Origin of the sequence: Acinetobacter sp. Ag2 (assembly GCF_001005515.1) — a bacterium.
GTDB lineage: Bacteria > Pseudomonadota > Gammaproteobacteria > Pseudomonadales > Moraxellaceae > Acinetobacter > Acinetobacter bereziniae.
The window spans coordinates 23851-44275 of record NZ_LBNA01000024.1; the positions used below are offsets into that span (position 1 = coordinate 23851).

Here is a 20425-nt window from a genome sequence, read left to right on the forward strand (position 1 = left end):
TGACAGATGTGGATAACTTGGTTAGAATGGCGACCCCTTTATCTATAGGGTAGGGGGAATGTTGTGTTTTTTGAATTTAAAATGGAATAGAGGGGTTTCACATGCTTTGGACGGACTGCTTAACTCGCTTGCGACAAGAGCTCTCTGATAATGTCTTTGCCATGTGGATTCGTCCGTTGGTTGCAGAAGAAGTCGAAGATACTTTAAAACTGTATGCACCTAATCCATATTGGACACGCTACATTCAAGAACATCATTTAGAATTGATTTCAATCTTGGCAGAGCAATTATCTGAAGGTCGTGTACGTAAAGTTGAAATTTTGGTTGATTCACGTCCAGGTGCAATCCTTTCTGCTGCTGAACAACCCGCAACGACTACTGCTGCTTTAGAACAACATGCCAGCCCAGCTATAGCATCGCCAAAAGTAAAAAAAGACAAAGAGCAAGACGTTGTTTCTGCAAAAAATGTGAAAAAGAGACAACTTAACCCATTGTTTAATTTTGCTTTATTTGTAGAGGGGCGTTCCAACCAAATGGCGGCAGAAACTTGTCGTAAAGTTTTGACTCAATTGGGTGAATCTCAGCATAATCCGCTGTTTCTTTATGGTCCAACAGGTCTCGGTAAAACACATTTAATGCAAGCGGTTGGAAATGCTTTATTACAGGCAAAACCAAATGCGCGCGTGATGTATATGACTGCTGAAAGTTTTGTCCAAGATTTTGTCAGCTCTTTGCAAAAAGGTAAGGTTGAGGAATTTAAAAAGAATTGTCGTTCTTTAGATTTATTATTGGTCGATGATATTCATCTATTGGCGGGTAAAGAAGCCAGTTTGGTTGAATTTTTCTATACATTCAATGCTTTATTAGATGAGTCTAAACAAATTATCTTAACTTCGGATCGCTATCCAAAAGAGTTAACAGAACTTGATCCACGTCTAGTCTCACGCTTTTCTTGGGGGTTGTCTGTTGGTGTAGAACCGCCTGATATCGAAACTCGAATCGAAATTTTACTGAAAAAAGCTGAAAGTAGTGGTATTGATCTCCCGCGAAATTGCGCATTGTTTATTGCTCAACAAGTGGTTGCCAATGTTCGTGAGCTTGAAGGCGCATTGAATAAAGTCGTCGCAATATCCCGTTTTAAAGGTGCTGCGATTGATTTGGAAGTGGTGCGTGAATCACTGAAAGACGTTTTGGCCATTCGTGCGCGGACGATCAGTACAGAAAATATTCAACGCGTGGTGAGTGAGTATTTCCGCATTCCATTGAAAGAATTAGTGGGTCCAAAAAGAACCCGTATTTATGCTCGACCACGCCAATTGGCTATGGGCTTGGCTCGTGAATTAACTGGGGATAGCTTCCCAGAAATTGGTATGGCATTTGGTGGTCGCGATCATAGTACGGTCATGCATGCTTGTGAAAAAGTGCAGAGCTTACGTGATGAAGACCCAATTTTTAATGAGGATTATAAAAACCTCATGCGTCTGTTACAAAGCTAAAATTTGTACAAATTATACGCTTGCAATGCGGCATAAACTGCCGCATAGTACGTCATTAAAAAAATTTATTATCTGTCTTTTCTGTCAAATTTAGTTAGAGGATTTCCACCGTGCGTTTGAAAATCGCGAAAGAGAGCTTACTCAATGTTTTATCCCATGTGGTTGGAGCTGTTGAACGTCGCCATACTTTGAATATTCTTTCAAACGTGAAAATTCAAGCTACAAATCAAGCGCTTACCATTACTGGTTCAGACTTGGAAGTCGAGTTGGTTGCCAGCACAACCTTAGCGGATGGTGCATGTTTACAAGCTGGGGAAACCACTGTTCCTGCGCGTAAATTGGTGGATATCTGCAAATCCTTACCATCGGCAGCATTGATTGATTTACAGATTACTGAAGACCAGCGTTGTATTTTAAAATCAGGAAATAGCCGCTTTGTTTTGGGAACTTTGCCAGCAGAAGATTATCCATTATTGACCAATGAGCATAGTCAAGGCACACAAGTTCAAGTGACTGAACGTGAATTAAAGCGTTTATTTGAAAAAACCTCTTTTGCCATGGCTGTGCAAGATGTGCGTTTTTATTTGACTGGAACTTTATTGGAAATTGATGAAAATCAATTGCGAGCTGTGACGACTGATGGACACCGTTTGGCACTGTGTGAAACCTTAGCATCATCAACTGCAACCCAGTTGGTACAAGCGATTGTTCCACGTAAAGCGGTAGGGGAACTACAACGCCTTCTAAGCATCGAAGATGAACAATTGACCTTGTTGATCGGTCGCGAACTGTTGAATGTAACCATTCAAACACCAAGCCGTGATAAAGAGCAAGGTGACATTACTGTACGTTTCACGACAAAATTAATCGATGGTAAGTTCCCAGACTATCGTCGTGTGATTCCGCGTGGTGGCGATAAAGTGGTTCATATCCCGCATGATGTGTTCAAGCAATCATTACAACGTGTTGCGATTTTAAGTAATGAGAAATTACGTGGTGTGTTTTTGAATTTTAATGCAGATTCTTTGCAATTGCGTGCAAACAACCCTGAACAGGATGAGGCGATTGAGGATCTAGCCATTCAATACGCCAATGCACCTATGGAAATGTCATTTAATGCGCAATATATTTTAGATGTATTGAGTGTTTTAGATGGTGATGATGTTGCGATGACCATGTCTGAAGCAAATCAGTCGGTATTGGTTCAAGATCCAACCCAATCCAATCAAACCTATGTTGTCATGCCAATGCGTGTTTAATTGATTTATTTTTTAAATCATTTGTTATGCATATTACGCGTTTAAATATACAACGTGTTCGAAATCTTAAGACGGTTGCTCTCCAAGAGTTGCAACCGTTTAATGTTTTTTATGGACAAAATGGATCTGGAAAAACCTCGATTTTAGAAGCCATTCATCTATTGGCAACTGGACGTTCCTTTCGAACCCATATTCCTAAAAATTACATTCAAAATAATCAAGCTGATGCGATTGTCTTTGCGCAATCTATGACTGAAAAAATCGGTATGCAGAAACTACAGAGTGGTGAGCAACTGATTAAAGTCAATGGCGATACTGTGGCAACACAAGGGCAACTTGCCAAAATTCTACCTTTGCAACTGATTGATCCTTTAAGTACCGATATCATTGACCATGGCGCAAAGCCACGGCGACAATTGCTTGATTGGTTGATGTTTCACGTGGAACCAGATTTTTATTATGCATGGCAATATTATTCGCGAGCTTTGAAACAACGCAATACGTTGCTGAAATCGCAACGCAACCTGTCTTTGCAAGATTTGGAACCGTGGAACAAAATGCTCAGTGATTATGGTGAAATGTTGCATTCTCAGCGCGTCGAAATAGTCGATCGTTGGAAACAATATTTACAAGAAGATTTGGCGCAATTACTTCCTGATTTAAGTATTGATATGGAGTATAACGCAGGGTTCCATGTGGAACATGGCTTAGCCAATGACCTCATTCAATATCATCAAAAAGATGTTGATCGTCGCTATACTGAATACGGTCCGCACCGTGCTGACATCCGACTAAAAACCTCAATGGGGGATGCTGATGTGGTACTGTCCAGAGGGCAAAAAAAGTTACTCATAATGGCGTTAAAACTCTCACAAATTGCCATGTTACATGCCTGTAATAAGGAAACTGTGGTATTATTAGATGATGTAACAGCAGAATTAGATTTAAGTGCACAACAACGTTTAATTGAGCGATTGAGCCAACTTGGTAGTCAAGTTTTTATTACCACACTAGACCATGAATCAGTAAAAAAACATTTGCATGATTTGTCTATTTCCTACCAGTTATTTCAGGTGGATCAAGGTCAGGTAAGTGTTGTTGCAACATGATTTTAGATTTTAACCAATTTTGGAAAGACCTATTTTTCACTAGGGAGAAACCATGAGTTCAGAAGATCAAATCGCTTCTCAGACAGAACAAACCAATGAAAAGGCTTATGATTCCTCTAGTATCAAAGTATTACGTGGTCTAGATGCAGTTCGTAAACGTCCAGGTATGTATATTGGTGATACTGATGATGGTTCAGGTTTACACCATATGGTTTTCGAAGTCGTCGATAATGCGATTGATGAAGCCTTAGCAGGTCACTGTGATGAAATTTTAGTGACGATTCATGAAGATGAATCTGTCAGTGTTGCAGATAATGGGCGTGGTATTCCTACTGATATTCATCCAGAGGAAGGTGTTTCTGCGGCAGAAGTAATTCTGACCATTCTACACGCTGGCGGTAAGTTTGATGATAACAGCTATAAAGTATCAGGTGGTTTGCATGGTGTAGGTGTTTCGGTCGTAAATGCACTATCGAGCAAACTTGAATTAACGATCCACCGTGCTGGGCATATTCACCAACAAGAATACAAACATGGTGATCCTGTATATCCCTTGAAAGTGATCGGTGATATTGAAACCACAGGAACCACTGTGCGTTTCTGGCCAAGTGCAGAAACCTTCAGTCAAACGATTTTTAATGTGGATATTTTGGCACGTCGTTTACGTGAGCTGTCATTCTTAAATGCTGGTGTACGTATTGTTCTTCGTGACGAACGTGTCGCTTTAGAGCATATCTTCGATTTTGAAGGTGGTTTATCTGAATTTGTAAAATACATCAATCAAGGTAAAACGCATCTGAATGAAATCTTCCATTTTACTACGCAAGCTGAAAATGGAATTGGTGTTGAAGTCGCATTACAGTGGAACGATACTTATCAGGAAAATGTACGTTGTTTCACCAATAACATTCCACAAAAAGATGGTGGAACGCATTTGGCTGGTTTCCGTGCAGCATTAACACGTGGCTTAAACAGCTACATGGAAAATGAAAACTTACTCAAAAAAGAGAAAGTTGCCGTAACTGGTGATGATGCGCGTGAAGGCTTAACAGCAATCGTTTCAGTGAAAGTGCCTGACCCTAAGTTTTCATCACAAACCAAGGAAAAATTGGTATCAAGTGAAGTAAAACCTGCGGTAGAACAGGCAATGAATAAGGCTTTCTCTGAATACTTGTTGGAGAATCCTCAAGCAGCCAAATCGATTGCAGGAAAAATTATTGATGCTGCACGTGCGCGTGATGCGGCGCGTAAAGCACGTGAAATGACGCGTCGTAAAAGTGCGCTTGATATTGCGGGTTTACCAGGTAAATTGGCAGATTGCCAAGAAAAAGATCCAGCACTTTCTGAATTATACTTGGTCGAGGGTGACTCTGCGGGCGGTTCTGCAAAGCAGGGGCGTAATCGTAAGATGCAAGCCATTCTTCCATTAAAGGGTAAAATTCTCAATGTCGAGCGTGCTCGATTCGACAAGATGATTTCATCTCAAGAAGTGGGAACGCTGATTACTGCACTAGGATGTGGTATTGGGCGTGAAGAATATAATCCAGACAAATTACGCTATCATAAAATCATTATCATGACCGATGCGGACGTGGATGGTTCACATATTCGTACCTTGCTGCTGACTTTCTTCTTCCGTCAAATGCCTGAGCTTGTAGAACGTGGTTATATCTACATTGCTCAGCCTCCATTGTATAAGTTGAAGAAAGGTAAACAAGAGCAATACATCAAAGATGATGAAGCGCTTGAAACTTATCTGATTTCCAATGCAATTGATGAGTTAGAGTTGCACGTAAGTGCAGATGCACCTGCTATTCGTGGTGTGGCACTGGAAAAAGTGATCTCAGATTATCAAACTTCACAAAAAAGCTTGAATCGTTTAACGCTACGTTATCCAGCAACTTTGCTGGATGGTTTGTTAAGTTTAGATGCTTATAAACTTGATCAAAATCATGATCAAAATTATGTACAGCAATGGGCGGAAAAGCTTCAATCTGCTATTGGTACAGCTCAACCAAGCCTTCGTCCTGAGTTGAGTTTAGAGGCATTCGATAAAGACAATGCTGACGGAACTAAAACGACAGTTTATTTCCCACGTATTACCGTATATGTGCATAACTTACCGCATAGCTATTTATTAGATGCAGGTTTATTGGCATCGAGTGAATATAAACGTTTATTGCAAAATTCTAAGAGCTGGTTCAGTTTGTTGGAAGATGGTGCTTATTTGCAAAAAGGTGAACGTAAAATCAACGTTTCAACCTTCCACCAAGTGTGGCAACACATCTTAAGTGACTCTCGTCGTGGCATGATGATCCAACGCTATAAAGGTTTGGGTGAAATGAATGCGGAGCAGCTTTGGGAAACCACAATGGATCCTGAAAACCGTAATATGCTTCAAGTGACGATTGATGATGCAATTGAAGCAGATCGTATGTTTGCGTGTTTGATGGGTGATGACGTAGAACCACGTCGTGCTTTCATTGAAGAAAATGCACTCAATGCTGATATTGATGCTTAATTGAAGAAATACAGTGCAAAAAAAGGGAATAAACTTTGGTTTGTTCCCTTTTTTGTGATTAATAATTTAAATATATGATTCTAAATTTAAAAAGAGAGCAATAAAAAACCAGTTTATGAAAACTGGTTTTTTATTGCAAATGTTGAAATACTCAATTGTATTATTCACCGCCAAGGGTACATTCAAAGTTGGCTTTATCTACTGAACAGCGTGCTTTTTTCAGTACTGACATCATACCTGCATCATAAATGCCTTGCTTAGTCAGTTCTAAACGACCGTCACGCATTAACTTTTGATATTTAAGTTTATCTTCAGCCGTTAAATTCATCTTGTATTTTGCAGGAATGGTTGCTTCTAAACGGTTGATCATTGCAAAGCTTTTTGGCAAGTTTTTCACAAAATAATCGCGAGATTTTTGACCAAAACCAGCTGGGAATTTCTCTGGGCGAATGACAAAGTCAGCAGTTACTTGTAGAACTGGGAAGTTAAACATCGCCCCATTTGCACCTAGACCTTTTTGAATTTCAAGTGGTTTATAAGCATATGCAGGCGCACCAACCATATCAACTTGACCATTGTTGAATTTAGCAACAAAGTTAGTGATATCTGATGGCACTGCTTGTGCACCTACGCGCTGTACCAAGATTTTTTGTGCATTATCGTAGCTCAATACCGCAAACTTTTTACCAGCAGCTTTTTCGATTGAGTTGATGTTTTTATCACGTACGAAAATAAATGCTGAACCTAATGGTGCGATCCCTGCAACTTCGTATTTTTTACCACCTAGGGTTGTGGTCATTTTTGCTGCATTACGTGCATCTAAAGCAAAAGTAATGGCTTTTTGTGCAATCGCATTACTTGGTACACCACCAATTGAATCGATTGAACCTACAAATTTATTATATTGACGTGCGCGCATTGCGGTCATAAACACGCCATCACATTTACCCGCTTTAAAATCGTTATCAGCAACAGCTTCATCTTGTTTAGGGATAAGATTAATATCTGCACCCCAACTTTTTGCTGTCAATGCCCATTCTTGAGCCATCTGGAACGATTCACCAGATTTACCCAATAAGTCGAATACACAAACATCAATAGCAGCTTGAGATGCTGAGCTCACTCCAAGTAAAGAAGTAGCGGCAATAGCGAATGCAATTTTTTTCATATTTTCGTCCTGATCTATTTGTTCATCTTGAGGAACTTTCCTTAAGCGCAATATTAATCAGCTTTGTTTGAAAAAAATAGAGTATTTACTCCATTTATTTTTATTTTTTTGATAATTATTGTGAACTAGTTGGTTCATTTTATTACATATCATTCATTTTCATAACTAAATCAAATTTTTAAGTAAGTGGTACTGCTTTTATTACAAATTGTTTGTATGTAACAAGATTGTGTAATTTTCACTATTTTTTACTCAATTTAACTTTTTTAAAAATCAGATAGACATTAAAAAAGCGACGAATGGACAAATTTTATACTTGAATTGTGACTGATTCTTGATCAAAATGTTGTTGATAAGTCTGTGGGTAATTTTGGATTTCGAACGAATTTTGACTACAGAAAGTAAAAACTTTAATGCTCAAATACCATAAAAATCTTAAAAAATGGACTGTGAAAATTTTTCAACAAACAGTAATTAAATCTTAGTTATCCACAATTGTTTGATCAGAAACGCTTAAATTTGAACAAGATTATCAGGAAAACACTCTATTTCTTAATTTTGTAGTAATTCTAATATGTTCCACGCTTGTTTTTTAAATTATAAATAAAAGTTATGTATCTTTTTGAGAGATTGTAGAGGCTTTGACTTAAAAAATTATTCCAAAATGGACTGCGTATTTTCCATATTAAAAATTGATCAGATCTGATCAGAAGCATCAGTTATGTTAAATGTGCATCAAGAACACATTAAAAATGGCTTTGATCGTTGAAAATCAAAAAAGAATTGTCGTGGGAATAAAAAGGAATCAGATTGGGCGATGTTGCAGTGAACCATGAAGGATTTCATCAAAGGTTTATTGCATGATTAAAATTTTATTTTAAGTTATTGATTTATTTGTATTTTTGTAAATAAAACTAGAGGTGGATGCCTCCACCTCTAGCTGATTCAAAAAGCATTATTCGAAAGAACTTTCTAATGTTTCAAGTTCCATCATTAACTCTAGCATTTGCTCTTCAGCTTGTTCTAGCTTTGTTTTGAGTTCAGTTTGTTCATTCATTAATTTGAGCAAATCATCTTTACAATTTGCTTCATAAAGTGCTGAATCTGCTAAAGATTCCTCAATTTCAACAAGTCTAGGCTGAATTTTGCCAATTTGGCTTTCAATTTTCTCTATATTCTTGCGAATCGGGCGGCTCAGTTCACGTTGGCGTGCGGCTTCTTTCCGTTGAGCTTCCTTGTCGACTTTAGAGATGCTGGTTTTTTCAACGACTTGAGACTGAATAGGGGCACTTGGTTTTTGACCATTTTTCATCATATCAATACGTGCTTGACGTAACCATGCTGCATAATCTTGTAAATCACCGTCAAATTCTTTGCTTTGACCTGCATGAACCAAGATCAGTTCATCACATACTGACGCAATTAATTGACGTTCGTGTGAAACCAGAACCACAGCACCTTCAAAATCTTGTAGCGCCATAGTTAAAGCATGACGCATATCTAAATCTAAATGGTTGGTTGGTTCATCAAGGATGAGCACATTGGGACGTAACCAAACAATGAGTGCTAACGCCAGACGGGCACGTTCACCACCTGAGAAACTTTCACTAGGAGTGTCCATACGTTCGCCACTGAATCCAAAGCTGCCTAAAAATGAGCGTAAGGTGGCTTCGCTAATTTTTGGGTCTGCGATTCGTGCAAGTTGCAGCATTGGACTTGCATTGCCATCTAAAGCATCCATTTGATGCTGTGCAAAATATCCAATATTTAATAATTCAGAATCTTTGCGGACGCCTTGTATTAGCGCTAAATCACCTACCAGAGATTTAATTAGCGTCGATTTACCCGCACCGTTCATACCTAATAAACCGATACGGCTGGTAGGCGTGATCTGTAAATTAACATTGGTCACAATTAGTTTATCACCATAACCAATATCTGCATGTTCCAATGTAAGTAGCGGAGAACTCATTTTGCTGGGTTCTCGGAAACTAAACGTAAATGGATTATCGACATGCGCTGGTGCGAGTTCCTGCATTCGTTCCAGTTGTTTAATCCGGCTTTGAGCTTGTCGCGCTTTGGTGGCTTTGGCTTTAAAACGATCAATAAATTTTTGTAGATGTGCTTTGGCTTCTTGTTGCTTTTCGAAAGCTTGCTGCTGTTGTGCTAAGCGTTCCGCACGCGTAGTTTCAAAAGTAGAGTAATTGCCTGTATATAAGGTCAAGATCTGATTTTCAATATGTAAAATATGATCCGTAATAGCATCTAAGAAATCTCGGTCATGTGAAATTAAAATCAGTGTGCCTTCATATGCTTTTAACCAATCTTCTAACCAAAGAATTGCATCTAAATCTAAATGGTTGGTTGGTTCATCGAGTAAAAGTAAATCTGAACGACTCATCAATGTACGCGCTAAATTTAAGCGCATACGCCATCCACCTGAAAAGCTCGACACTAAAAGTTCAGATTGATGCTCAAAAAAGCCTAGTCCAGCCATCAATTGTGATGCTTTAGAAGATGCTGTATAACCGTGAATTTCTTCAAAACGGCTATATAGGTGTGCGAGCTCATCATTACTTAGGTTTTCTGGATGATTTAATTGATCTTGAATTTGCCAATATTCTTCATCGCCAGACAACACAAAATCGATGGCTTTCATATCGAGCGCTTTGATCTCTTGAGCCATATGGGCAACAGTCCAAATATTTGGGCGAGTCAGACTGCCACTATCAGATTCAATACCACCGAGTAATGCTGAGAAGAGGGTGGATTTACCTGCACCATTGACACCCGTTAAACCAATTTTCCAACCAGGATGAAGTTGCATTGACGCTTTTTGAAATAAAATGCGTCCACCGCGACGAATTGAAAGTTGATCTAACTGAATCATAAGAAGCTGACTGTTGCCTATTGGATGCGATATATTAAAGGATAAATCCCAGAGTTCAAAAAATGTATTGAATAAAACCGAAAACAAATTGGTTTTAGGGTGACAAATCATGAAAAGAGAAGTGAATCTGACAGCATACTTCTTCATGTTGCTTGGATTACAACAGCGGAATGTTAATTTTTTAGTATATTTTAACAATATTAAAATTTTATATATTTGATATTAATAATTGAATTTTAATTCGTTTTATTTTAAAGCTAATGCTATTGCTAACTTTCCGATCAAAAAATGATAAAAATGCTTAAATTTTGTGTAGTATGTATCACATTATTATTTATTAAATGTGTATTAAAGCAATTTATTGTGGACTGAATTGTTTACATAAATTGCAATTTATCTGTAAATAAATATGGAAGTTTAGATGATGAATAAGGCTAGATATTTACTTCTTATTGTTTCTATTTTTCTGTCACCTTGGGCACAAGCCAAGCAAAATGTTTGTGTCTTCGATTTGTTGGGAAAGGCAGGTGAGTCTTATAAATTGATGGAAGAATGGGCTTTGGCAGCAAAAGCATGGGGTGCAGACGTCAATTTAACGGTATATCAGTCAGAAGAAATGGTGGATAAAAACTTTAAGACCAATAAGTGTGATGCTGCTGCCATGACCACTATGCGCTCACGTGAGTACAATAAATTTGGGGGTTCAATTGATGCTTTAGGTGGAATTCCCAACAATGAAATTGCCAAAAAAGCGATTAATTATGCTTTGGATAAACGCAATGCCAAGCGATTGGTATCTGAAAAAAATGGCATTAAATATGAATTGGTCGCAATCACACCTATTGGGATCGCCTATATTTTTGTTCGTGATCGTTCAATCAATACCCTAGAAAAGGGTAAAGGGAAAAAATTTGCTTATCTGCATTACGATATTGCACAAAAGATTGCTGTTGAACGGGTTGGGGCGATTGGTGTGCCTTCTGATATTTTTAATTTTGTTAAAAGATTTAATGATGGTGAAGTAGATGCCATTGCTTCACCAGCTTATGCTTACAAGCCGTTAGAAATTTATAAGGGTATAGGGGCGAATGGGGCAATGTTTACTTATCCCGTAGTCAATGTGACGGCTGACTTAATTATTAAGTCCGATCAATTTCCTGATGGTTTCGGCATGAAGTCTCGAGAATGGTCAGTTAAACAATTGAACAGTTCTTTTAAAAAAATAGAAAAAATGGAAGCTGAAATTCCTGCAAAATATAAATTAAATGTGAGCAAAGACGATGCACTTCGTTATCAGAAATTGTTACGTGATGGACGCATAGAACTGACCAAAAGAGGGATTTACGATCCTGTAATGATGTCTGTATTAAAAAGGGCACGTTGTACTGTGGATCGTACCAATTTTGAGTGTTCGCTAGCAGGAGAATAAAAGTTGCTGGAGACAAAAAAGCCATCAATATTGATGGCTTTTCAAAGCAATTTTAACTGTAATTAGTCAATGAAAGTCACTTTGGCAATGGCTTTCTTACTGGCTTGAATCACTAGAGTCACATTTTCTTTCACTGTAAAACTAGCATCGACAACTTGCCAATCTACTTTAACTGCTCCACGTGAAACAGCATCTTTAGATTGAGCTGAATTTTTAGTTAAACCCGCCGCGCGTAAAATGGAAACAATCGAAATTTCTCCACCGTACTCGCCACGTGAAATGGTTACCTCTGGTGTACCTTCAGGTAATTCACCTTCAGTAATTAAGTTACCTGCACCTTTGTGGGCATGTTCAGCAGCTTCTGCACCATGGAATCGTTCAACCAATTCAAGTGCAAGAATTTTCTTGATTTCTTGAGGATTGCGCCCATCTGCCATTTCTTTGAGAAGAACTTCAATCTCATCCATAGACTTAAAGCTAAGTAACTCAAAATAGCGTTCAATCAAGCTATCAGGCATAGACAGCACTTTTTGGTACATTGCACCCGGCGCATCAAAGACACCAATATAGTTGCCCAAGGATTTAGACATCTTGTTGACGCCATCTAAACCTTCAAGAATAGGCACAGTGATACACACTTGAGCCTCTTGATCATAACGCCCTTGTAAGGTACGACCCATAAGGAGGTTAAATGTTTGGTCTGTTCCACCCAGCTCTACATCAGCTTCAAGTGCGATCGAATCATACCCTTGTACCAATGGGTACAAGAATTCATGAATGGCGATCGGTTGGTGACTGTTATAGCGTTTTGTAAAGTCATCACGCTCTAACATACGTGCAACGGTCTGCTGTGAAGCCAATTGAATCAAATCAGCAGCAGTTTTTGTTGCAAACCATTCAGAGTTAAAACGAACTTTAGTTTTATTTGGATCAAGAATTTTAAATACTTGTTCTTGGTAAGTTTTTGCATTCTCTAAAACTTGCTTACGTGAAAGTGGTGGGCGAGTTGCACTTTTACCTGTTGGATCGCCAATCATCGCAGTATAGTCACCAATCAAGAACGTGACATCATGTCCAAGATCTTGAAAAGCTTTTAACTTATTAATTAAAACTGTATGACCCAAATGTAAATCTGGTGCAGTTGGATCAAAGCCTGCTTTAATTTTTAAAGGACGATTTTCTTTCAGTTTCTTCAGAAGATCTTCTTCAGAAATAATTTCATGAGTGCCTCGGCGAATGAGGGCAAGTTGTTCTTCAGCCGGCAGGAAATTTGACATTACAAAAACCCAAATACTTCAGTTAGACTATTTGTGCGATATACTAACATTTTTTCAGCATAATGCAGGCGAAGAATATCTCATGACAACAATCTATATTGGCGTAATGACTGGAACCAGCATGGACGGCGTCGATTTTGTTGCAGCTTCATTTGATCCTTTACATGTTCATGCCACACTTACCGTCGCTTTTGATCCTGATTTAAGGGATGAATTGATGGCTTTGACTTTACCCGATGATAATGAAATTGATCGAATGGGTAAGGCCGATGTGGCGCTTGCAACCATGATTGGAAATGGTATTAATCAACTAATACAAGAAAATAACTTAGATAGAAGCCAGATCAAAGCTATTGGCTCACATGGGCAGACAATTCGACATCGTCCAGAACATGGCTTTACCTTACAAATTGGCGATCCGAATATCATCACTGAGATTACCCAGATTCCTCTAATTTCAGATTTTAGACGTCGAGATATGGCAGCAGGTGGGCAAGGTGCACCATTGGTTCCTGCATTTCATCAGGCATTGTTCCAACATGCAACGATTCATCGTGTGATTCTCAACCTAGGTGGAATCGCCAATGTCAGTATGTTGCCTGCGGGGAATGAACAAGGTGTTTATGGGTTCGATACAGGACCTGCCAATATTCTCATGGATGCATGGTGTCATCGTTATACTGGGCAACCTTATGATGAAAATGGCAATTGGGCAGCTTATGGTCAACCGATTCGTTCCTTGTTGGATCGTTTGCAGTCACATGAATATTTTTCCAAAGAACCCCCTAAAAGTACAGGTCGTGAAGACTTCAATTTAGAGTGGTTGGATGAGCAAATTTCCGATTGGCGTAATGATTTAGAATATGATGAATTAGAAGATACGCCTGAAAATGTCCAAGCGACATTAATGAAACTGACCACGCGTGCAATCAAAAAAGCCATCTATCGTTCACCTTTAGATACTGGTGAAGTCTATGTTTGTGGTGGTGGTGCATATAACTCCCATTTGTTAGAACAACTTCGTTGGCGTCTGCGTAAACATAATTGGTCTGTGCAATCGACTTCTGCCTTGGGCTTAGCACCAACATGGGTCGAAGCAACGGCTTTTGCGTGGTTAGCAATGCGTTTTGATCAGCAGTTGAGTGGAAATTTACCTGCAGTGACGGGTGCAAAAGGTTATCGTGTTTTGGGAACGATTACTGCTGTTTAAGGTTTATCATCAGTAAGGTGCGCGTCTCACCTTACTGATATGAGATTTAGATGAAAAAATATAGGTCTATGACAATGTTTCAAAAACTAGCCGATAAATTTAAGCATCATTTATCTGTAGTAAAACCCTAAGAACAGAATTTTTGTCGAACAATCATCGACCTGTTTAGCGTCAAGAATGTCCTGTACTGCTGTTAAAAAATCGTGAGTAAACTTTCAAGATCAGTAAAAATAAAATTTGAGATGCGCATGAGCTTAGCAATAGAAAAACAACGTATTGAGTCTTTTCAAAGAGAAGGTTTAACCTTTGATGTGATTGATTCAGGTCCTTTAGATGGACAGATTTTTGTGTTATTACATGGTTTTCCTGAAACCAATAAAAGTTGGACTGAAACCGCTGAGATCTTAAATGAACAAGGCTATCGAACTTTTGCTATTAATCAGCGTGGATATAGTCTTGGGGCGCAACCAGAAAATCGTCGGGACTATCGAAGTGCAGAGTTGGTAGCAGATGTAAATGCTTTATTAGAAATGATCCAGCAACCTGTATATTTGGTCGGGCATGACTGGGGTGCTGTCGTGGCTTGGGAGGTTGCCCAGCATTATCCTGAAAAAATTAAACATCTCATTACGGTTTCAGTTCCACATAAAGCCGCATTTATGCGAGCAATGCTGAGCAGTAATCAACTATTAAAATCATATTATATTGGATTATTTCAACTGCCGAAGATTCCCGAGCTGTTGTTTGAAAAAGTCCCAAAATTTGGCTTAGGTCTATTAAAAGATTCTGGAATGACTACGAAACAACTTGAAGATTTTCAACAGGACATGGTGGCTGAACAACGTTTAAGCTATGCATTAAATTGGTATCGAGGACTTCCATTTAGTTCAAACCGCCATCTTACTCAACCGATTCGCGTTCCAACTTTGTTTATTTGGGGCAAACATGATTCAGCAGTAAGTGCAAAAAGTGTCGAATTGAATCATCGTTATATTGCTGCACCTTATAGAGAAATTATTATGGATGCAACACATTGGATTCCTGTTCAAAATGCCAAAGCATTGAGTCAGTATATTTTAGAAACGATTTAATATTGATGTTCTAACCATAAAAATGCCCTCACAAGAAGAGGGCATGATTTGATTCAAAATATGCTTTGAATTAAATGGAGAATGATGAACCACAGCCACATGTGGTTGTTGCATTTGGATTTTCAACAATAAAGCGAGAGCCTTCTAGACCTTCAACATAATCTACTTTTGAGCCAACAAGATATTGGTAACTCAACGAGTCAACTAACATTTTTACATCGCCGTTGATAAATTCTGCGTCATCTTCGTTCATGCTTTCAGCAAAATTAAATCCATAAGAAAAACCAGAACAGCCGCCACCCGTTACATAGACACGTAACATCAAATCTTGATTACCTTCGCTATCACGAAGTTGGCGAACTTTATTTGCAGCATTGTCGGTCAGCTCAAGTGCTTGGGCGGTCATGATATTGTTCCTCATATTTCGAATGGCTTAAACAAAAAGACCATATATTCAGTATAACATACTCAATATATGGTCAGTGAGTGAACTTTAAAGTAAATTCAGACTAAATTTATCGGATTTAATCTAGATTTATTTATAGTTCTCATCTTGTAGGGCACACTCAAAGTTTTTAGGGTCATTTTTACAACGGAATTGCCAAAGAATTTTCATCATTTGCTTATTGTAAACACCTTGTTTGGTTAAGCTGATACGCGACTCACGCATTAACTTTTGATACCCTGGTTTATCGCCTTCAGGCACCTGCATCCAGTATTTAGCAGGAATATCTGCCTTCATCTTACCAATAATACTGTTGGCGCGAGGAAGCTGAGTTTTAATCCAATCACGAGACTTTTGACCATAACCAGCTGGGAATTTATCAGGGCGAATAATAATATTTCCAGTCACTTGTAAAAGTGGATAATTAACAATCGCACCTTTACTGCCTAGACCTTTATGTAACTCTAGTGGTTTAAATACAGCGGCAGGTGCGCCAATAATATCAACCTGCCCATTGTTAAACTTACTCCCAAAATTGGTTACATCGGCGCTTACAGCTTGAGCACCAATTTGTTGAACCATAATCTTTTGGGCTTGGTCATAGTCAAGAACTGCAATTTTTTTCCCTGCTGCTTTGGCAACAGTATTGATGTTACGGTCATTGACCATGAGGAAAGCATCACCAACAGGAATTACCCCGACCACTTCATACTTTCCATTGGTCATGTATTTGGCAAAATTTGGACTAGCAAGTCCTTGCATGATTTTTACCGCAAGATTAAGGTCAGGAATCGCACCTATGGCATCTAAAGAGCCTGTAAAGCTATTAAATTGACGACCACGCATTCCCGTAATACTGACAGCATCACATTTACCAGCTTTAAAATCTTCAGCAATGACGGCTTCATTAGAATTTACTTTTAATTCAAGATCTGCACCCCAGTTTTTCGCTGCAAGTTGATAATCTTTCATTAATGTAAAAACGTCGCCATTTTTACCAACCAAATCAAACACACACATGACTTGTTTTGCTTGAGTAGTAGAGACAGTAGCCAAAAGACCTGTAGCAACAATGAGGGCATGAGACCATTTCATTATTTTTTTCCTTTCCATGATCAATATTATTCATGTCCAACCAAACTGGACTTTTTATCAAGAATTTAATTCAGGATATGATTTATTACACAATCAAATATTCCACTCAATTCATCCATTTCCATGGTCATAATTTGAGTGAAAGTATCATTTGACATTAGCCAAATCATTGCCTGAAATGAATGAAATCACAATGACTTAAATGACAAAATTTCAAATCAGAATATAAATCTGATCATTTGGCAAATGGTCTTGTAAAACCTTGATTTTTGTTTTTCAAAGCTTCATTGCATTTGCTAAATTGACAATAGCATTGAGGTGTAGTTTGAACCCTTAGTCTTTATTGTTGTCACGCCCTCGACGATCATCACGTTTTTTATCACGTTGATTTTGGCGGTCATGCTGTTGCCATTGTTTTGGGTCAGCTCTATTGTCCCAGCGACGATCATGATTAGATTTGTTATTCCACTCTTGTCGACGTTGTTCCCAATGCTGTTTTCTCATTTGATCACGTTTTGCTTGTTCATATTGCCAACGTTGTCGATCATGCTGAGCTTGGCGCCGTTCTTGTTCAATCCGCATTTGCTGTATACGATAGGCACGCTCACGTTCCCAACGCTGACGGTCATTATTGCGGTCATATCTTGAATCATAGCGTGGAGCATAGCCATAATCACGATAAACCGGTTGTCCATAACCGCGTGTGTCATAACCTTCATCGGGAAATGCAACACAACCCACAGCAATAATAGATGTTATGAGCGAAACAAATAATGCTTTGATAGCCATAAGTTGTCTCCGTGTAACAATCAAAATAGCAAAAAAAAACTGAGATATAGCAAAATAGTCAATGACAAGTCATTTTAGTCAGATTAGCGTATTTAAAATTTATATTTGTATATCGATGACGAGACTTGTATAAGATTATAGTCAGTCAATTCCTGATCATGTAGAAAATATGAAGAATTTGGACATTTAAGGAAGAAACATAATGGTTGCTTTTCAACGTAATATTCATGAGTTAGTCGAAAAGGGGCAAGGTTCAGCGGGGCGTGCTGTAGATCGTTTACCGACATTTGCACAAGAGTCTTTAAGCAAGTTATTGGGATATCCTTACCAATTCCCTCAATTGGACAGCTTTACCAAATGTTTAATGGCTGCTCAACTCAAGCAAGGTAAAGTAGGCTTTATTGGTGCAAATGTAGAACGCTCTAGAAAGCAGTTTGAATCACAAATGCAATCTATTATCAATAAACCTACCCATGTTCAGTTTGTAGAAGATATTCGTTTACCATTACAAAGTGGTAGTGTTTATGCGCGCCATTATCATCCCGCACCAAATAAAAAATTACCAATGCTTGTTTTTTACCATGGCGGTGGTTTTGTCGTGGGGAGTGTTGATACCCATGATGAAGTGTGTCGATTAATTGCAGCACATGCAAAAGTTCAAGTTTTAAGTATTGAATATCCACTCGCTCCAGAAGTTGGACCTCGCGAATTGATCCAGTCATGTGAAGATGCTCTGGCTTGGGTATATCAAAATCGCCGTCAATTTAAAATCCTAAAAAGTCGAATTGCGGTTGGTGGAGATAGTGCAGGTGGCAATATTAGTGCAGTCGTGGCACAACGAACAGTAAATTCAGTATATGCACCACAAGCTCAATTTTTAATTTATCCTGCAGTTGATTTTAAGAGTCGACATCCGTCCTTCTTTGCTTATAAAGATGGTTTGGTTTTAACAGGTTCTGATATTGATTATGTGACAGACTATTACGTCACACGTTTTAATGTTGCCTTGGATGATCCAATCATTTCACCAACCAATGGTCCTCTCAAGAAACTTGCACCAGCCTTTGTGATCACAGCAGGGCATGATGTATTGCATGATGAAGGTAAAATTTACGCCTACAAACTCAGACAAAATGGTGTCAAAGTTCATTACCATGATTATGAAGATCAAACTCACGGTTTTATCAACCTAACGCCAGTATCACGAAAAGCAAAAAAATACGTCATTGAAATGAGTAAAGAGTTTCGTAAATTTTGGGATAAACAATAAAGCCGATCGCATATTGAGTATCAACAACTATTGTTTCACGTGAAACAATAGTTGTTGATCAAAAAAACAATCAAGCTAAGTAGAAAGCAAAATACATAAGCTAGCTAAGCTGACTATATATAAAGATACACAATATAAAGATGCTTAGACCATTTAAACAATTCGAACTTCAACTTTATCTCAACAGATAAATGTAGGGTATTGGTAAAGGTGGTGAAATGTCATTTTTCAATCATATAAAAGCACACTAATATAAGCGCAAACGTATCAAATCAATTTAAGGAAAAAAGACAATGATTAAGAAAATCTGTATGGGTGTTGCTTTGGGCATTCTCATGCAACCTGTATTTGCCAATACAGATATGCAAATCAAAACCAACTTGGGCAACATCAATATTGAACTATATGATGATCAAGCTCCAATTTCCGTTAAGAATTTTAAGAGCTATGTAAATAGTCAATTCTATAATGGCACCATTTTCCATCGCGTTATTCCTGGCTTTATGATCCAAGGCGGTGGCTTCGATAGTAATATGAAAGAGAAAGTAACGCAGGCGCCGATTCAAAACGAATCGAGTAATGGTTTAAAGAACCTTCGTGGCACTTTAGCAATGGCGAGAACCAATGCACCAAATTCAGCAACCAGCCAATTCTTTATTAACGTTGCAAATAACGACTTTTTAAATAAGTCTGCGGGTAACCCAGGTTACGCCGTGTTTGGTAAAGTTACTCAAGGACTCGATATCGTAGATAAAATTGTTCAAACCCCAACAGCAACAGTTGGGATGTATCAAGATGTACCTAAACAAGCTGTAAAAATCATCAGTATTCAAACCATAAAGAGCAATGTCAAAAAATAATTAAAAAATAAAGCAGAAATATTTTGGTCATATTTCTGCTTTATTATTAAAAGCTTACGCTATAATAAGTCTAAAAATGAACCAAAATAGTGCATAAAAATACAACACTCAATAAAACAATCAGTTAAAAGCACTTGCTTGTGTAAGAAATTGCCCTATAATGAGCTCATCCCGACGCGATACAGCAAACGAACTTAGCTTAGAGGGTTAAGTTGTTAAATGTTTATTGCGTCTTATTTATCACTGACGAAGTGGTAAATTGATCATTAAGAGAATATGAAGAACAACTTGTGTGGATTTTTACTGATTGATTGATCGAAATATTATCATTGATTGATTGGTTTAAATTACTCGAAGTTTATTTGAGAGAATTTGTCAGTACATTGATGAGCCAGAATTGTGACCTTAAGTCACTAATGATTTTAACTGAAGAGTTTGATCATGGCTCAGATTGAACGCTGGCGGCAGGCTTAACACATGCAAGTCGAGCGGGGAAGGTTGCTTCGGTAACTGACC

At 38.3% G+C, this 20425-nt stretch carries 15 protein-coding genes and 1 rRNA gene; 10 read left to right on the forward strand and 6 right to left on the reverse strand.

What is annotated here, in order from left to right; genetic code table 11:
- Positions 1-101 precede the first annotated feature (101 nt).
- From dnaA to gyrB, 4 genes are all read left to right on the forward strand, one after another.
- Positions 102-1496, forward strand: coding sequence for a chromosomal replication initiator protein DnaA (gene dnaA / locus AAV97_RS01785; protein ID WP_009584751.1), 1395 nt, complete (start codon positions 102-104; stop codon positions 1494-1496).
- A gap of 110 nt (positions 1497-1606) precedes the next feature.
- Positions 1607-2755 carry a DNA polymerase III subunit beta gene (gene dnaN / locus AAV97_RS01790; protein ID WP_004823980.1) on the forward strand — a complete coding sequence of 383 codons (1149 nt, stop codon included), beginning with the start codon at positions 1607-1609 and terminating at the stop codon, positions 2753-2755.
- 26 nt (positions 2756-2781) lie between these two features.
- Positions 2782-3864, forward strand: coding sequence for a DNA replication/repair protein RecF (gene recF / locus AAV97_RS01795; protein ID WP_046759641.1), 1083 nt, complete (start codon positions 2782-2784; stop codon positions 3862-3864).
- Between the two features lie 52 nt (positions 3865-3916).
- A complete protein-coding gene (gene gyrB / locus AAV97_RS01800) occupies positions 3917-6385 on the forward strand; it encodes a DNA topoisomerase (ATP-hydrolyzing) subunit B (RefSeq protein ID WP_005034820.1) in 2469 nt (822 codons plus the stop codon).
- Between the two features lie 160 nt (positions 6386-6545).
- Here gyrB and AAV97_RS01805 read toward each other — a convergent pair whose 3' ends face one another.
- Positions 6546-7553: a putative solute-binding protein gene (locus tag AAV97_RS01805; RefSeq protein ID WP_004823975.1), complete on the reverse strand. Its 1008-nt coding sequence runs from the start codon at positions 7551-7553 to the stop codon at positions 6546-6548.
- Between the two features lie 955 nt (positions 7554-8508).
- Positions 8509-10443 carry an ATP-binding cassette domain-containing protein gene (locus tag AAV97_RS01810; protein WP_046759642.1) on the reverse strand — a complete coding sequence of 645 codons (1935 nt, stop codon included), beginning with the start codon at positions 10441-10443 and terminating at the stop codon, positions 8509-8511.
- A gap of 424 nt (positions 10444-10867) precedes the next feature.
- Here AAV97_RS01810 and AAV97_RS01815 point away from each other — a divergent pair, with 424 nt between their 5' ends.
- Positions 10868-11872 carry a putative solute-binding protein gene (locus AAV97_RS01815; protein ID WP_035300451.1) on the forward strand — a complete coding sequence of 335 codons (1005 nt, stop codon included), beginning with the start codon at positions 10868-10870 and terminating at the stop codon, positions 11870-11872.
- Between the two features lie 62 nt (positions 11873-11934).
- Here the strand turns inward: AAV97_RS01815 and tyrS are convergent, their stop codons facing one another.
- On the reverse strand, positions 11935-13149 hold the full coding sequence (gene tyrS, locus AAV97_RS01820) for a tyrosine--tRNA ligase (RefSeq protein ID WP_046759643.1): 1215 nt from the start codon (positions 13147-13149) through the stop codon (positions 11935-11937).
- 82 nt (positions 13150-13231) lie between these two features.
- Here tyrS and AAV97_RS01825 point away from each other — a divergent pair, with 82 nt between their 5' ends.
- Together AAV97_RS01825 and AAV97_RS01830 are read left to right on the forward strand one after the other, a co-directional pair.
- Positions 13232-14359, forward strand: a complete 1128-nt coding sequence (locus tag AAV97_RS01825; RefSeq protein ID WP_046759644.1) for an anhydro-N-acetylmuramic acid kinase — start codon at positions 13232-13234, stop codon at positions 14357-14359.
- Positions 14360-14607: 248 nt separating this feature from the next.
- Positions 14608-15450, forward strand: coding sequence for an alpha/beta fold hydrolase (locus tag AAV97_RS01830; RefSeq protein WP_009584725.1), 843 nt, complete (start codon positions 14608-14610; stop codon positions 15448-15450).
- A gap of 70 nt (positions 15451-15520) precedes the next feature.
- Here the strand turns inward: AAV97_RS01830 and erpA are convergent, their stop codons facing one another.
- The 3 genes from erpA to AAV97_RS01845 form a co-directional block, all read right to left on the reverse strand.
- Complete coding sequence (erpA, locus tag AAV97_RS01835; RefSeq protein ID WP_004823963.1) at positions 15521-15856, reverse strand: iron-sulfur cluster insertion protein ErpA; 336 nt, start codon at positions 15854-15856, stop codon at positions 15521-15523.
- A 129-nt stretch (positions 15857-15985) separates the two neighbouring features.
- Entirely contained in the window at positions 15986-16990 is a 1005-nt protein-coding gene (locus AAV97_RS01840; RefSeq protein WP_009584755.1) for a putative solute-binding protein, read from the reverse strand.
- Positions 16991-17323: 333 nt separating this feature from the next.
- On the reverse strand, positions 17324-17779 hold the full coding sequence (locus AAV97_RS01845; protein ID WP_046759645.1) for a hypothetical protein: 456 nt from the start codon (positions 17777-17779) through the stop codon (positions 17324-17326).
- Positions 17780-17981: 202 nt separating this feature from the next.
- Between AAV97_RS01845 and AAV97_RS01850 the strand changes: the two genes are divergently transcribed.
- From AAV97_RS01850 to AAV97_RS01860, 3 genes are all read left to right on the forward strand, one after another.
- A complete protein-coding gene (locus tag AAV97_RS01850; RefSeq protein ID WP_046759646.1) occupies positions 17982-19049 on the forward strand; it encodes an alpha/beta hydrolase in 1068 nt (355 codons plus the stop codon).
- 293 nt (positions 19050-19342) lie between these two features.
- Positions 19343-19909, forward strand: coding sequence for a peptidylprolyl isomerase (locus AAV97_RS01855; RefSeq protein WP_046759647.1), 567 nt, complete (start codon positions 19343-19345; stop codon positions 19907-19909).
- 423 nt (positions 19910-20332) lie between these two features.
- Positions 20333-20425, forward strand: a 16S ribosomal RNA gene (locus tag AAV97_RS01860); the annotation flags it as partial.

Coding starts and splice junctions, on each gene's coding strand:
- dnaA (WP_009584751.1), top strand. CDS start 102: ATGCTTTGGACGGACTGCTTAACTCGCTTGCGACAAGAGCTCTCTGAT.
- recF (WP_046759641.1), top strand. CDS start 2,782: ATGCATATTACGCGTTTAAATATACAACGTGTTCGAAATCTTAAGACG.
- gyrB (WP_005034820.1), top strand. CDS start 3,917: ATGAGTTCAGAAGATCAAATCGCTTCTCAGACAGAACAAACCAATGAA.
- AAV97_RS01805 (WP_004823975.1), bottom strand. CDS start 7,553: ATGAAAAAAATTGCATTCGCTATTGCCGCTACTTCTTTACTTGGAGTG.
- AAV97_RS01810 (WP_046759642.1), bottom strand. CDS start 10,443: ATGATTCAGTTAGATCAACTTTCAATTCGTCGCGGTGGACGCATTTTA.
- AAV97_RS01815 (WP_035300451.1), top strand. CDS start 10,868: ATGAATAAGGCTAGATATTTACTTCTTATTGTTTCTATTTTTCTGTCA.
- tyrS (WP_046759643.1), bottom strand. CDS start 13,149: ATGTCAAATTTCCTGCCGGCTGAAGAACAACTTGCCCTCATTCGCCGA.
- AAV97_RS01825 (WP_046759644.1), top strand. CDS start 13,232: ATGACAACAATCTATATTGGCGTAATGACTGGAACCAGCATGGACGGC.
- AAV97_RS01830 (WP_009584725.1), top strand. CDS start 14,608: ATGAGCTTAGCAATAGAAAAACAACGTATTGAGTCTTTTCAAAGAGAA.
- erpA (WP_004823963.1), bottom strand. CDS start 15,856: ATGACCGCCCAAGCACTTGAGCTGACCGACAATGCTGCAAATAAAGTT.
- AAV97_RS01840 (WP_009584755.1), bottom strand. CDS start 16,990: ATGAAATGGTCTCATGCCCTCATTGTTGCTACAGGTCTTTTGGCTACT.
- AAV97_RS01845 (WP_046759645.1), bottom strand. CDS start 17,779: ATGGCTATCAAAGCATTATTTGTTTCGCTCATAACATCTATTATTGCT.
- AAV97_RS01850 (WP_046759646.1), top strand. CDS start 17,982: ATGGTTGCTTTTCAACGTAATATTCATGAGTTAGTCGAAAAGGGGCAA.
- AAV97_RS01855 (WP_046759647.1), top strand. CDS start 19,343: ATGATTAAGAAAATCTGTATGGGTGTTGCTTTGGGCATTCTCATGCAA.